This window comes from Vibrio owensii CAIM 1854 = LMG 25443, assembly GCF_000817815.1.
GTDB lineage: Bacteria > Pseudomonadota > Gammaproteobacteria > Enterobacterales > Vibrionaceae > Vibrio > Vibrio owensii.
The window spans coordinates 176,573-189,911 of record NZ_JPRD01000003.1; the positions used below are offsets into that span (position 1 = coordinate 176,573).

General features: G+C 45.3%; 14 protein-coding genes. 9 read left to right on the top strand and 5 right to left on the bottom strand.

The annotated features are described in order from the left end of the window. The first annotated feature begins 66 nt into the window (after nt 1-66). The 7 genes from sfsA (at nt 67) to panC (ending at nt 6,023) form a co-directional block, all read left to right on the top strand. Nucleotides 67-783, top strand: a complete 717-nt coding sequence (sfsA, locus tag H735_RS01100; protein ID WP_020196598.1) for a DNA/RNA nuclease SfsA — start codon at nt 67-69, stop codon at nt 781-783. 136 nt (nt 784-919) lie between these two features. After that, nucleotides 920-1,366, top strand: coding sequence for an RNA polymerase-binding protein DksA (dksA, locus tag H735_RS01105; protein ID WP_005439389.1), 447 nt, complete (start codon nt 920-922; stop codon nt 1,364-1,366). Between the two features lie 109 nt (nt 1,367-1,475). Then, nucleotides 1,476-2,339, top strand: coding sequence for a tRNA glutamyl-Q(34) synthetase GluQRS (gene gluQRS / locus H735_RS01110; RefSeq protein WP_020196599.1), 864 nt, complete (start codon nt 1,476-1,478; stop codon nt 2,337-2,339). Between the two features lie 101 nt (nt 2,340-2,440). Next, a complete protein-coding gene (gene pcnB / locus H735_RS01115) occupies nt 2,441-3,808 on the top strand; it encodes a polynucleotide adenylyltransferase PcnB (RefSeq protein WP_005439387.1) in 1,368 nt (455 codons plus the stop codon). Beyond that, entirely contained in the window at nt 3,805-4,290 is a 486-nt protein-coding gene (gene folK / locus H735_RS01120; protein ID WP_020196600.1) for a 2-amino-4-hydroxy-6-hydroxymethyldihydropteridine diphosphokinase, read from the top strand. Before pcnB ends, folK begins: the two co-directional genes overlap by 4 nt. 24 nt (nt 4,291-4,314) lie before the next feature. After that, nucleotides 4,315-5,109, top strand: a complete 795-nt coding sequence (panB, locus tag H735_RS01125) for a 3-methyl-2-oxobutanoate hydroxymethyltransferase (RefSeq protein WP_005439361.1) — start codon at nt 4,315-4,317, stop codon at nt 5,107-5,109. A gap of 11 nt (nt 5,110-5,120) precedes the next feature. Further along, a complete protein-coding gene (panC, locus tag H735_RS01130; RefSeq protein WP_020196601.1) occupies nt 5,121-6,023 on the top strand; it encodes a pantoate--beta-alanine ligase in 903 nt (300 codons plus the stop codon). 62 nt (nt 6,024-6,085) lie between these two features. Here panC and lpxL read toward each other — a convergent pair whose 3' ends face one another. The 4 genes from lpxL to H735_RS01150 form a co-directional block, all read right to left on the bottom strand. Continuing rightward, nucleotides 6,086-7,015 carry an LpxL/LpxP family Kdo(2)-lipid IV(A) lauroyl/palmitoleoyl acyltransferase gene (gene lpxL / locus H735_RS01135; protein WP_020196602.1) on the bottom strand — a complete coding sequence of 310 codons (930 nt, stop codon included), beginning with the start codon at nt 7,013-7,015 and terminating at the stop codon, nt 6,086-6,088. A gap of 141 nt (nt 7,016-7,156) precedes the next feature. Then, nucleotides 7,157-7,927, bottom strand: a complete 771-nt coding sequence (locus H735_RS01140) for an ABC transporter permease (protein WP_005439358.1) — start codon at nt 7,925-7,927, stop codon at nt 7,157-7,159. Continuing rightward, on the bottom strand, nt 7,927-8,844 hold the full coding sequence (locus H735_RS01145; RefSeq protein ID WP_005439357.1) for an ABC transporter ATP-binding protein: 918 nt from the start codon (nt 8,842-8,844) through the stop codon (nt 7,927-7,929). Before H735_RS01145 ends, H735_RS01140 begins: the two co-directional genes overlap by 1 nt. Nucleotides 8,845-9,081: 237 nt before the next feature. Further along, nucleotides 9,082-10,752 (bottom strand): SulP family inorganic anion transporter, encoded by a 1,671-nt coding sequence (locus H735_RS01150; RefSeq protein ID WP_020196604.1) that lies wholly within the window; start codon nt 10,750-10,752, stop codon nt 9,082-9,084. A 283-nt stretch (nt 10,753-11,035) separates the two neighbouring features. Here H735_RS01150 and can point away from each other — a divergent pair, with 283 nt between their 5' ends. Next, entirely contained in the window at nt 11,036-11,704 is a 669-nt protein-coding gene (gene can, locus H735_RS01155; protein WP_005439355.1) for a carbonate dehydratase, read from the top strand. Nucleotides 11,705-11,792: 88 nt separating this feature from the next. Here the strand turns inward: can and hpt are convergent, their stop codons facing one another. After that, complete coding sequence (hpt, locus tag H735_RS01160; protein ID WP_005439354.1) at nt 11,793-12,323, bottom strand: hypoxanthine phosphoribosyltransferase; 531 nt, start codon at nt 12,321-12,323, stop codon at nt 11,793-11,795. A gap of 320 nt (nt 12,324-12,643) precedes the next feature. Between hpt and opaR the strand changes: the two genes are divergently transcribed. Next, nucleotides 12,644-13,261, top strand: coding sequence for a transcriptional regulator OpaR (gene opaR / locus H735_RS01165; RefSeq protein WP_009707563.1), 618 nt, complete (start codon nt 12,644-12,646; stop codon nt 13,259-13,261). Nucleotides 13,262-13,339 lie beyond the last annotated feature (78 nt).

Below are 13,339 nucleotides of genomic sequence, written 5' to 3' on the forward strand. Positions count from 1 at the left end.
AGGAAATACCCTATGTTGTAATGTTGGGCACATTGTACATAAAAACACTCTTGGCTAAATAAGCAAATGCAATTCGAACCTGCTCTAGAGTCAGCGACTCTACTTAAACGCTACAAACGCTTCCTTGCCGATATCGAATTGGATAACGGTGAAATTCGTACTATCCACTGCGCAAACACCGGTGCAATGACCGGCTGTGCCACTCCGGGCAATAAAGTTTGGTATTCCACTTCTGATAACCCAAAACGCAAATACCCAAACAGTTGGGAACTGAGCGAAACGCCACAAGGGCATCGTATTTGTATAAATACTGCTCGTGCCAATCAACTAGCGGTAGAAGCAATTGAAAATAATGTCATTTCGGAACTGTCGGGATATGACCAACTTCAAACTGAAGTGAAATACGGCAATGAAAATAGCCGAATTGATATCTTGCTCAGCGCAAGTGATAAATCAAAGTGTTATATAGAAGTGAAGAGCGTCACCCTACTTGATGAGGAAAGTTCATCGGGACAAGGTTATTTCCCTGATGCCGTGACCACGCGAGGACAAAAGCACCTGCGAGAGCTCACAGAAATGGCACAAACTGGAAGTAGAGCCATACTTTTATTCACTGTTTTACATTCAGGTATTGAAAAAGTATCTGCGGCGCACCATATAGACGCGAAATATTCAACGTTACTAAAACAAGCACAAGACGCTGGAGTAGAAGTTCTCTGCTACAAAGCCGAACTGAGCAACACTGAAGTCAAGCTAATCTCTGCTATTGAATTTATCAATTGAGAGAAAAAATGATGTCGTCTTCACATTGACGATAAGTTTGCGATTCAGTAATTGCCTGCACCGCCTCTTTTTGCTATAGATACCCGCCTTAAATTGACTGCGATGCAGTTGACTAGGTGTAAGTAGGAGATGCTGTATGCCAGAATCAAAGAAGAAAACGATAGGCATCCTAGCCATTGCCGGTGTGGAGCCATATCAGGAAAAGCCTGGTGAAGAATACATGTCACCAGAGCAGGTTGAACACTTTACAAAGATCTTAACAGCTTGGCGTAATCAGCTCAGGGAAGAAGTCGATCGCACTGTACACCACATGCAGGACGAAGCAGCGAACTTCCCAGATCCAGTTGACCGTGCCTCTCAAGAGGAAGAGTTCAGCTTAGAACTGCGTAACCGTGACCGTGAGCGTCGCCTGATCAAGAAGATCGAAAAGACTCTAGACAAAATTACTGAAGACGATTTCGGCTTCTGTGAATCTTGTGGCGTAGAGATTGGTGTTCGTCGCCTAGAAGCGCGTCCAACTGCTGACCTTTGTATTGACTGTAAAACACTTGCAGAAATCAAAGAGAAACAGATGCAAGGTTAATCAACCACGCATTATGATTATTGAAAGGGAGCTCAGGCTCCCTTTTTGTTTTGACTAGCTTTTTAGCGCTAAACTTCTAGTTTTACCCGAATACTTTCGAGATACACGCATGACACGCTATGTAGGTCGATTTGCCCCATCCCCTTCAGGACCATTACATTTTGGTTCCTTAGTTGCCGCTCTTGGCAGCTACTTTCAAGCAAAAGCCAATCAAGGGACTTGGCTCGTTCGTATCGAAGATCTTGACCCACCGAGAGAAATGCCTGGTGCGGCAGAAGATATTCTTAATGCGCTCCAAGCTTATCAACTCCACTGGGATGGTGAAGTGGTGTATCAAAGTGAACGACACCATTTATATCAAGCACAAATTGATGCGTGGTTGGAGAATGGCGATGCTTATTATTGCCAATGTACACGTAAGCAAATAAAAGAACATGGTGGTTATTATCTCGGCACTTGCCGCGACAAAGGCTTGAAAGAAGGTGCGATTCGCCTAAAAATGACCAAGCCCATCGCCAACTTCCTCGATCAGAAGCATGGTTTGATAACCATTCCTGAAGCGTTAGTAAATGAAGATTTCATTATTAAACGTCGAGATGGATTATTTGCCTATAATCTTGCGGTAGTATTAGACGATATCGACCAAGGGGTGACTGAAGTCGTCCGTGGTGCCGACTTAATTGAGCCCACAGGTCGTCAAATCAGCTTGTACCAAATTCTTGGACAACCGGAAGTTAGCTACTTGCATTTACCATTGGCGATGGACACTAACGGCAACAAACTGTCGAAACAAAACCATGCGACAGCCATTGATGTCGCTAATCCGAAGCCAGCTCTGCTGCATGCAATGACGTTTTTAGGATTCGATATTCCTGACGATATTCGAACCGCTAACGTAGACGAAATCCTACGTTGGGGCTGCGAAAATTGGCGTTTGCAACAGCTTCCAGCGGAGATCGAGATCACACCGTGATTCTCAAACGGCACTGTGTAGGCTATCATTAGCCGCAAAATTGGCCCTAGAGGCATAAAAACTAACCAAAGCAAGATTGGATTAAACCCAGTTATTGCCAGATGCACATGAATACAAACGACAATACAACAAGCGAATCTGCCATGATCCCAGAACTCGCTCTCAATGTACTTACTCGTGAAGAGCACAACATTTCGCGTAAGCAGATCAGTGATAATGCACTGAAGGTGCTATACCGACTAAACGGTGCCGGTTTCGATGCTTTTCTTGTGGGTGGCGGGGTTCGAGACTTACTGCTTGGACAAAAACCAAAAGACTTTGATATCGCAACTAACGCGACACCAGAGCAAATCAAACAACTGTTTAGAAACTGCCGTTTGATTGGCCGTCGCTTCCGTCTTGCCCACATTATGTTTGGCCGAGACATCATCGAAGTTGCGACCTTCCGCGGTCACCACCAAGAGCAAAAGAACAAGAACGTTTCCCAGCAGTCAAAAGAAGGCATGCTGCTTCGTGACAATGTTTACGGCACTATTGATGAAGATGCAGAGCGCCGTGACTTCACGATTAACTCGATGTACTACAACATCGCAGATTACTCTATTCACGACTACGCTCGTGGTATTGAAGATCTAGAGGACCGCCTTGTTCGTCTAATCGGTGATCCAGAAACGCGTTACCGTGAAGACCCTGTTCGCATGCTGCGTGCTGTTCGCTTCGCTGTGAAACTCGACTTCGATATCGAAGAAGACACCGCAGCACCGATTGAAGAGATGGCACCGCTACTGCGTGATATCCCATCAGCACGTCTTTTCGAAGAATCGTTGAAGATGCTTCAATCTGGTCACGGTCTAGAGACTTATCACCTACTGCGCGAATACAACCTGTTCCAACAGTTGTTCCCTGTAATTGCTGAGCACTTCACTGAAGATTACGAATCTCATACCGAACAAATGCTAGATTTAGTGCTTGATTCGACCGATATGCGAATCGAAGAAGGCAAGCGCATCAATCCTGCGTTCATGTTTGCAGCGATGCTGTGGTACCCGCTATGTGCCATGGCAGATAAACTCATGGAACAGCGTAACCTGTGCCATTACGATGCCATCATGGAAGCGAGCAACATCATTCTTGATGACCAAGTTCGTACCATTGCCATTCCACGCCGTCACACAGCGACGATTCGTGAAATTTGGCAGCTGCAATTACGCCTTCCACGACGCAACGGTAAACGTGCATTCCGCCTAATGGAGCTCAACAAATTTAGAGCTGGCTTTGATTTTCTTGAAATGCGCGGTGAAATTGAAGGCGGTGATACTCAGAAGCTTGCCAAGTGGTGGGAAACTTTCCAAAATGCTGGCCGAGAAATGCGCCAAGCTATGGCTGCGGACCTAGACGGCCAAGCGCCTAAAACCGGTCAACGTCGCCGTAAAACTTACCGCAAGAAAAAGAGTAAGCCAAAGTCATGATCACAGCGTACATTGCGGTAGGCAGTAACTTGGCTGATCCTGTCAGCCAAGCGAAGAAAGCGATCGAAGCCCTTAAAACATTACCAAACTCTGAGTTTGTTCAGGCTTCATCACTTTACAGCAGTACACCGATGGGACCACAAAACCAACCGGATTACATCAATGCGGTTGTGGCGATAAAAACCAATTTGACGCCTCTTGAGCTGCTCGATTGCACCCAAGCGATTGAGCAAGAGCAAGGGCGTGTCCGTAAAGATGAACGCTGGGGTCCAAGAACTTTGGACCTCGACATGATTCTTTATGGCAATGAGGTGATCGATTCCGAAAGACTGACAGTTCCACACTATGGAATGAGAGAGCGCGAGTTCGTACTCTACCCTCTTGCGGAAATTGCACCAAGTTTACAACTCCCAGACGGGACCGAGGTGTCGTCACTACTTGCACAAGTAGATCGTAACGGCCTCAATATTTGGCAGTCATAGCCAACTCCTAGTGAGGATAAAACAATGAAAAAAATGACCATTAACGACCTGATTAAGTGGAAGCAAGAAGGTCGTAAATTTGCTACTTCAACTGCATACGATGCAAGCTTTGCCCAACTTTTTGAAAGCCAAGAAATGCCTGTTCTATTGGTCGGTGACTCTCTAGGCATGGTTCTGCAAGGTAAAAACGATACATTACCGGTAACTGTTGAAGATATTGCTTATCACACGCGCTGTGTACGCGCTGGTAGCCCGAATTGCCTATTGATGGCTGATATGCCATTCATGAGCTACGCAACGCCAGAGCAAGCGTGTGAGAACGCAGCAACGTTAATGCGTGCTGGTGCAAATATGGTAAAAATCGAAGGCGGCGATTGGTTAGTTGATACGGTTAAGATGCTAACTGAACGTGCAGTTCCTGTTTGTGCTCACCTAGGCCTAACACCTCAATCTGTAAACATCTTTGGTGGTTACAAAGTACAAGGCCGCGACCAAGAAAAAGCGGATCGCATGGTGAAAGACGCACTGGCACTGCAAGAAGCTGGCGCTCAAATTGTTTTGCTAGAGTGCGTTCCAGCTGAATTGGCGGACCGTATTACTCAAGTACTTGATGTACCTGTGATTGGTATCGGTGCTGGTAACGTGACTGATGGTCAAATTCTTGTAATGCACGATATGTTTGGAATTTCGGCGAACTACATGCCAAAATTCTCGAAAAACTTCCTTGCTGAAACAGGCGATATGCGCAAAGCCGTGGCTCAATACATGGCTGATGTCGAAAGCGGTGCATTCCCAGACGCAGCTCACACTATTGCCTAGAGGATAAATGCATGCAAACTTTTGCGGAAATCTCAGCGATTCGTGAACAGGTGAAAACCTTTAAGCGTGAAGGTCGCAAAGTGGCGTTTGTCCCAACCATGGGCAATCTACACGAAGGTCACTTGACGCTTGTTCGTAAAGCTCGTGAATACGCTGATGTCGTTGTCGTAAGCATCTTTGTAAACCCGATGCAGTTTGACCGTGCAGACGATTTAAATAACTACCCTCGCACTCTAGAAGAAGATTTAAGCAAGCTAGGTGGCGAAGGCGTAGAAATGGTGTTCACTCCTACACCAGAAATCATCTACCCAGAAGGCTTGGACAAACAAACGTTTGTTGACGTACCAGGCTTATCAACCATCCTTGAAGGTGCTTCTCGTCCGGGTCACTTCCGTGGTGTTACCACCATCGTAAACAAGCTGTTCAATATCGTTCAGCCTGATGTGGCTTGCTTTGGTGAGAAAGACTTCCAACAGCTTGCTGTGATTCGCAAGATGGTTGATGACCTAGCAATGGACATCGAAATCATTGGCGTACCAACCGTACGTGAAATGGACGGCCTAGCGATGAGTTCTCGTAATGGTCTGCTGACGATTGATGAGCGCCAACGTGCTCCAGTTTTAGCTCGCACTATGCGTTGGATTAGCAGTGCTATGCGCGGCGGCCGTGACGATTATGCTTCTGTGATTGAAGATGCGAACGACCAACTGCGTGCAGCAGGTCTACAGCCTGATGAAATCTTCATTCGTGATGCTCGTACACTTCAAGCTATTACTGCAGAGACCACTCAAGCGGTGATCTTGATGTCTGCATTCTTAGGTAAAGCACGCCTAATCGACAACCAAACGGTTGATATGGTTGTAGAAGCCAAAGAAGAAGAATCAAGCGAAGCGAATTCAGCAAACGCTGAATAAGCGAAATGCATAAACGAAAAGGTCGGCACTACGCCGACCTTTTTTATGTCTCATGAATGGATTTATGAGTAAACACATTCAAGCCCTTCAGGACGCGTCTTGAATCGCTTATGCAGCCACATCCATGCTGGAATATCTCTTCTGATCATTCCTTCTAATTCTTGATTCAAAATACTGGCCGCTTTGACAGGATTACGTCGCTCAAACTGCTGGCTAAGGTCATGACCGATATAAAGCGTGTATTGGTTTCCGCTCATGACCGTCACTCCGGACATCACAGCGCACTTAGTCGCATCAATCAACACGCTCGAACCCACGGTACTTGCCGCTTGTTCAACCGCAAAAAACGGTGCAAAAACAGAATTATTTACCCCGTAATCATGATCCGGTAAGTACCACAATCGCTGACCATTTTTCAGAACTTTGAGCATCGATTTCACGTCTTTTCGATCAATCATTTGGTGCCCACAGCGAGTGCGTCCACGATGCTGGACGAATTCATAAACTGGGTTCGAGTTCGGTCGATACACCCCATAACCTTTCGCAAACTGGCTAAAAATACGCGCCGTCATTTTCAGGTTAAGGTGATGACTACACACCACCAGCACTCCTCGTCCATTTCTCTCTTGCTCAAGTAAACGCTCTTTTCCGACCACCTTGGCTAGACGCTTCACTCGCCAATCAGGCCAAAACCAAGCCATTCCCGTCTCGATGAGCGCCATACCCGTGTATTTAAAGTTTGTCTTTACCAACTCATCACATTCTTGAGCGCTGTATTCGGGAAAGCAGAGTTTTAAGTTTTGCTTGGCAATGCCTCTACGACGTTTCATGGCCGGCATCGCAAGCGAGCCGATACCTCGCCCCAGAAAACGCAAGGCTGAGTATGGAAGTAGATTGACGATCAGCGCCAAAAGACCAAAGGCAAACCAAACAGACCAGTATTTAGGAAGAAGCAATTTAAAGGAAAAAGATGGAGAGGGGACAATATTCATGGCTTCACTCATTTGCATCAAATGCATTTACAACAGTTGAATGAAACCTAGCATGTTAGAAGTCGAAAATTTGTATGGGAATGTATCGATGTGCATAAAGAAAGAGCAGCTCTCTGGCTGCTCTTTCAAACTTTGTTCGGATTAACTTCTTAAGCCAATACCTTTAGTCACGAGGTAATGCGCCACAGCGTAAAGTGCGATAACAAATACGGTCAGAACACTAAATGAGGTGACGATACCCACATCAGACACACCTAAGAAACCGTAGCGGAACGCATTCACCATGTAGACGATTGGATTCAGCTTAGACACGCCTTGCCAGAATTCAGGCAATAGGCTGATTGAATAGAATACACCACCAAGGTAGGTCAACGGCGTTAAAACAAACGTAGGGATGATAGAGATATCATCAAACGTTCTTGCGTAAACCGCATTGATCAAACCACCTAGTGAGAACACAACAGATGTCATAAACACCGTTGCGATAATGATGCCCCAATGGTCAACTTGCAGATCAACAAAGAACAGCGACACGAAAGTAACGATGGTGCCCACCAGCAGGCCACGAACCACACCTCCCATAACAAAACCAAGAATGATGATGTAGTTTGGTACCGGTGCAACGAGTAGTTCTTCGATATTGCGCTGGAATTTGGAGCTAAAGAATGACGATGCGACGTTCGAATACGAGTTAGTGATCACCGACATCATGATCAAACCCGGCACGATGTATTCCATGTAGCTAAAGCCGTTCATCTCACCAATACGAGAGCCAATCAAGCTACCGAAGATGATGAAGTACAACGTCATAGTGATCGCTGGCGGAACTAAGGTTTGCACCCAAATTCGTGTAAAGCGGTTAATCTCTTTGGTCAACAGGCTACAGAAAGCTGTCCAATACAACTTATACATTATTGGTTACCTCCACGTACAATGCTGACAAACAACTCTTCCAAACGGTTGGCTTTGTTACGCATTGAAAGCACTTTCACATCATGCTCAGAAAGCTGACTAAATACCGAATTCAAACCTTGGCTCTTATCCAGCTCAATTTCTAAAGAGCCGTTCACCATCATCTGGCTATTTACCCCTTCTAACATCGGCATTTCACCTTCAAACTCGACATCGAGAATAAAGGTTTCAACACGAAGTTTACCTAGCAGCGCTTTCATCGTCGTGTTCTCGATCAGCTCACCTTTATTGATGATACCGATGTTGCGACACAGCATTTCTGCCTCTTCAAGGTAGTGGGTTGTTAGGATGATAGTAATGCCCTGCTCTTGGTTAATCTCTTTCAAGAAGTCCCACATAGAGCGGCGCAATTCGATATCAACACCCGCCGTTGGTTCATCAAGGATCAACAGCTGAGGCTCATGCATCAAAGCACGGGCAATCATCAAGCGACGCTTCATACCACCGGATAAATTACGTGCGCGCTCTTTGCGTTTTTCCCACAAATCGAGCTTGGTTAGGTATTTTTCCGCGCGAACTTTAGCAAGCTCTTTGGATACGCCATAGTAGCCCGCTTGCTGCATTACAATTTGCTCAACCGTTTCAAATTGGTTGAAGTTGAATTCTTGCGGCACCAAGCCTAGGTTCTGCTTCGCTAATTCAAGATGCGTATCGATGTCGTAACCAAAAACCTTAGTCGTACCCGAGGTTTTGTTTACCAAAGAAGAAATAATGCCAATAGTGGTTGATTTACCTGCACCATTCGGCCCTAGAAGCGCGTAGAAGTCACCTTTTTCGACTTGTAAGCTGATGCCCTTCAACGCTTCAAATCCGCCCGCATAGGTCTTGCGAAGCTGTTCAATTTCTAATGCGTACATTGCGTAATAATTGCCATCTGTTGATGAATCGTGAATGCCAATACCGTTGGGGATCATTGATAGCGACTTAAGAGTCGAAAGCGGTATTGCACTGAAGTTGAATTAGTTTATCGTTGAATAACGATGAATACAAATAAACCTTTCTATAAAATTAGAAATAACTATAAATCCTCGACTCCATTTACTAAAAAGCGCCACCAAATCTCTCTGGTAGCGCTTTTAAATAAGTCACTTAAACTACATGGTTAGCATTTGATGTTCATCGGTTTCTACATGTTTTACCGCTGCATTCAATGCTTCGTAGCGGAACTTGTAGGTGTTCTCATCAGGTACCAAATCAATCACGTGGAATTTCTCTAACTGCTCACGCGTACGTTGGTTTGGACACAGTAAATAAACTTCACACTCTGCATCCAAAGCATCTTTAATGGCGTTCTCTAGCGCCAAGCCAACGGTCACATCAATCATAGGGACATCCGTCAGGTCGAGAATCATCACTTCGTAATCCGAGATACTGGAGTGCTGACGCGAAATCGCCTTCGAAACGCTGAAGATCATTGGCCCAGAAAGATAGAAGAACAATACTTTGCCATTGGCTCTATCTAACAATCCTCTCTCGCTGTCTGTCAGCGGTACATCGTCTTCATCCGCATCACTGATCGCCTTAACTTGGCGTGCTTGCTCACGGCTCAAACGTTCAATGATGATGATGTTAGAGATAAATACACCAAGGCCAACGGCGACAATCAAATCAACAAACACCGTTAATAGCATTACACCATACATCACGGCCATGCCCGGGAAACTGACCTTGTGCGCGCGTTGAATAAAGCTCCAGTCAAGAATGTTAAAGCCAACATACACCGCAATACCCGCTAGCACCGCCATCGGAATCGGCTCGGTTAACCCACTTGCAACCAATACCACCAGCGCAAGAATCAAAGCACGAATCACACCAGATAAGGGCGAGCGGGCACCAACTTGAATGTTGGTTACGGTTCCCATTGTCGCGCCAGCACCAGGCAGTGCACCAAACAGACCAGAAATCATGTTTGCCAAGCCTTGGCCGCGCAATTCCTTGTCTGAGTCGTGCTCTTTACGCGTCAAAGAGTCACCAATAACAGCCGTGAGCAAGGTATCAATACAACCTAATGTGCCCAGCACTAAGGCATCAATGACCATTTCGGTAAACATCGCCGGATCAATGTGCGGCACAACTAAAGACGGCAAACCTGCTGGGATTTCACCAATTCGGCGAATATCTTCAGCATCAAATAGGATGACCGAAAGCAAGGTGACTGCAACCAATGCCACTAACTGAGCTGGGACGTATTTACGGTACTGCTTAGGGAAGAAAAACAGGATACCTAGCGTCAGCAAGCCCAAAAATAACTCGCTAAACTTCAGGTTAGAAATGGTGTCTGGTAATGCCGATAGCGTCCCGATAACCCCACCAGAGGGCGCGGCATGACCTAATAGAGGCGAGAGTTGCAAGATAATCAGAATGACACCGATACCCGACATAAAGCCGGAGATGACACTGTAAGGCATCAGCGTAACGTACTTACCGAGCTTTAATGTACCGAGCACAATCTGGAATGCCCCCGCCATCATTACAACGGTAAAGGTCATTGCCATCCCCGTTTCAGGGTACTTGGCCATCATGCTGGTCAGTACGGCGGTCATGATCACTGTCATAGGACCGGTTGGTTCCGATATCAGGGTGTTTGAGCCACCAAACAGCGAAGCGAAAAGCCCCACCATGATCGCACCCCATAAGCCTGCTTCTGCGCCAGCACCAGATGCGACACCAAAGGCTAACGCAAGAGGAAGTGAAATAATGGCCGTGGTGACGCCACCAAACAGATCCCCTTTCAAGTTGATATCCTTAAAGCGACTACCGAACATTGAATTTGCTCCCTGCATTAAAAAGACAAAATGCCATCAATCTAACAAATATTTCGTCAAAGAAAAAAACACAATAAAACCACGAATTCGCTAGGCTTATTCGCATACTGAATGATGTCTGCATATTTTATGATTTTCACAGCGAGAACTAGTCAGATGAGTCATCTTGAATGAATATTTAACGGGATCGAAATTGTAACATTGTGTATAGTTACAGCGCTGATCGCTTTATAAGCACTGGTGAGTGGTTGGTTTTTTTAATTTTTAGGGAAGTAGATGTCAGATGCCGGAAATTAAACAATTATTCGAAAATAACTCTAAGTGGTCAGAAGAAATCAAATCTGATCGCCCAGAATATTTCGCAAAACTAGCGGAAGGTCAAAAGCCCGACTTTCTATGGATTGGTTGTTCAGACAGTCGTGTTCCTGCAGAGCGACTAACAGGGCTGTTCTCGGGCGAGTTATTTGTTCACCGAAATGTTGCAAACCAGGTCATCCACACCGACCTAAACTGCCTATCTGTGGTGCAATACGCGGTCGACGTATTAAAAGTGAAGCACATTATTGTTTGTGGTCACTACGGCTGTGGCGGCGTCAACGCTGCAATTGATAACCCTCAACTTGGCCTCATCAACAACTGGCTACTTCACATTCGTGATCTTTACTTTAAACACCGCCCTTACCTAGACCAAATGCCGCTTGAAGACAGAGCTGACAAACTTGGTGAAATCAACGTTGCAGAGCAAGTTTACAACTTGGGTAACTCGACCATCATGCAAAACGCATGGGAGCGTGGGCAAGACGTAGAGATTCATGGCGTGGTATATGGGATTGAAGATGGTCGCTTAGAGTACTTAGGCATTCGCTCAAACTCGAAAGAAACGGTGGAAGCGTCTTACCAAAAAGCACTCTCTACTATCCTGAACACAGATAACAAACTACTGTGTCGATGAGTTGAGAAGTATCAGCCAGACTGAATAAAAGAAAACGCCCGTTAAGTGATTAACGGGCGTTTTTGTATTCTTTGCAAAAGAGTAATGATTACTCTTGAGGTACCACTTTGCCGATGAACGGTAGGTGACGGTATTTCTGAGCGTAGTCGATACCCACACCAACAACGAACTCATCAGGAATAGCAAAACCAACGTAATCAACTGGCACTTCAACTTCACGACGTGACGGCTTGTCTAGCAGTGTACAAATCGCAATAGACTTAGGCTCGCGTAGAGATAGGATTTCACGGATCTTGTTCAGTGTGTTACCTGTGTCGATGATGTCTTCTACGATCAGTACGTCTTTGCCTTTGATGTCGTCATCTAGGTCTTTCAGGATACGCACGTCACGAGAGCTTTCCATTGTGTTGCCGTAGCTAGAAGCGGTCATAAAGTCGACTTGGTGAGTCAGTTCGATTGCACGAGCCAAATCTGCCATAAATACAAATGAACCACGCAGCAAACCAACCATTACCAGATCTTCGCTACCTTGGTAACGTTCAGTAATTTGTTTGCCTAATTCACGAATACGTTCCTGAACTTCTTGCTCAGAAATCATCACTTCTATTGTATGTTTCATACTGTGCTCAATTTTCTTTGTGGGTTGAGGTTGGTCGTACGCAAACGATCACCTTATCTTGCAGCGTGTAGTGTAACACCCCGCACCATGGGTTAAAAGCCGCTTCCCATTCCATTGAATTCTTGGATGAAAGTCTTAATTTTAGAACTTATCTAGTTGAATGAAACATCAATAATGACATTACTGTCTATAAATTACGCATCAGATGTTGACCTTGTACATATGCATCATTACACTTATCAATACTTTAAGTAACTATTAAAATAATCAATTAGGGGATCATCCCCAAAACATCAACTCAAATGGCAAGGAAAATGGATATGGACTCAATAGCAAAGAGACCTCGTACTAGGCTTTCCCCTCTAAAACGTAAACAGCAACTGATGGAAATCGCTCTTGAAGTGTTTGCTCGTCGCGGCATTGGTCGTGGTGGTCACGCAGATATTGCAGAGATCGCTCAAGTTTCTGTTGCGACAGTATTTAACTACTTCCCTACTCGTGAAGACTTAGTGGATGAAGTTCTGAACCACGTTGTTCGTCAATTCTCGAACTTCTTGTCTGATAACATCGACTTAGATATCCATGCACGCGAAAACATCGCCAACATCACTAATGCAATGATTGAGCTAGTAAGTCAAGATTGCCATTGGTTGAAGGTTTGGTTTGAGTGGAGCGCATCGACACGTGATGAAGTATGGCCGTTGTTCGTGACCACAAACCGTACAAACCAACTATTGGTGCAAAACATGTTCATCAAAGCGATCGAACGTGGTGAAGTTTGTGACCAACATGAACCGGAACATTTGGCGAATCTGTTCCACGGTATTTGCTACTCTATCTTCGTGCAAGCGAACCGCTCTAAGAGCGAAGCTGAGCTATCAACGCTCGTTAGCGCTTATCTAGATATGCTGTGCATCTACAATCGTGAGCATCACTAAAAATAATTAGGCTTAAAACAAAGGCTGATACTTAGGTATCGGCCTTTTTTGTTTTTGGGAGACGAGAGACGAGAGACG

Excerpts from the sequence above, each read along its gene's own strand:
- panB (WP_005439361.1), top strand. The coding sequence starts at position 4,315 with ATGAAAAAAATGACCATTAACGACCTGATTAAGTGGAAGCAAGAAGGT.
- gluQRS (WP_020196599.1), top strand. The coding sequence starts at position 1,476 with ATGACACGCTATGTAGGTCGATTTGCCCCATCCCCTTCAGGACCATTA.
- panC (WP_020196601.1), top strand. The coding sequence starts at position 5,121 with ATGCAAACTTTTGCGGAAATCTCAGCGATTCGTGAACAGGTGAAAACC.
- folK (WP_020196600.1), top strand. The coding sequence starts at position 3,805 with ATGATCACAGCGTACATTGCGGTAGGCAGTAACTTGGCTGATCCTGTC.
- opaR (WP_009707563.1), top strand. The coding sequence starts at position 12,644 with ATGGACTCAATAGCAAAGAGACCTCGTACTAGGCTTTCCCCTCTAAAA.
- sfsA (WP_020196598.1), top strand. The coding sequence starts at position 67 with ATGCAATTCGAACCTGCTCTAGAGTCAGCGACTCTACTTAAACGCTAC.
- H735_RS01150 (WP_020196604.1), bottom strand. The coding sequence starts at position 10,752 with ATGTTCGGTAGTCGCTTTAAGGATATCAACTTGAAAGGGGATCTGTTT.
- lpxL (WP_020196602.1), bottom strand. The coding sequence starts at position 7,015 with ATGAATATTGTCCCCTCTCCATCTTTTTCCTTTAAATTGCTTCTTCCT.
- H735_RS01140 (WP_005439358.1), bottom strand. The coding sequence starts at position 7,927 with ATGTATAAGTTGTATTGGACAGCTTTCTGTAGCCTGTTGACCAAAGAG.
- hpt (WP_005439354.1), bottom strand. The coding sequence starts at position 12,323 with ATGAAACATACAATAGAAGTGATGATTTCTGAGCAAGAAGTTCAGGAA.
- can (WP_005439355.1), top strand. The coding sequence starts at position 11,036 with ATGCCGGAAATTAAACAATTATTCGAAAATAACTCTAAGTGGTCAGAA.
- H735_RS01145 (WP_005439357.1), bottom strand. The coding sequence starts at position 8,844 with ATGTACGCATTAGAAATTGAACAGCTTCGCAAGACCTATGCGGGCGGA.
- pcnB (WP_005439387.1), top strand. The coding sequence starts at position 2,441 with ATGCACATGAATACAAACGACAATACAACAAGCGAATCTGCCATGATC.
- dksA (WP_005439389.1), top strand. The coding sequence starts at position 920 with ATGCCAGAATCAAAGAAGAAAACGATAGGCATCCTAGCCATTGCCGGT.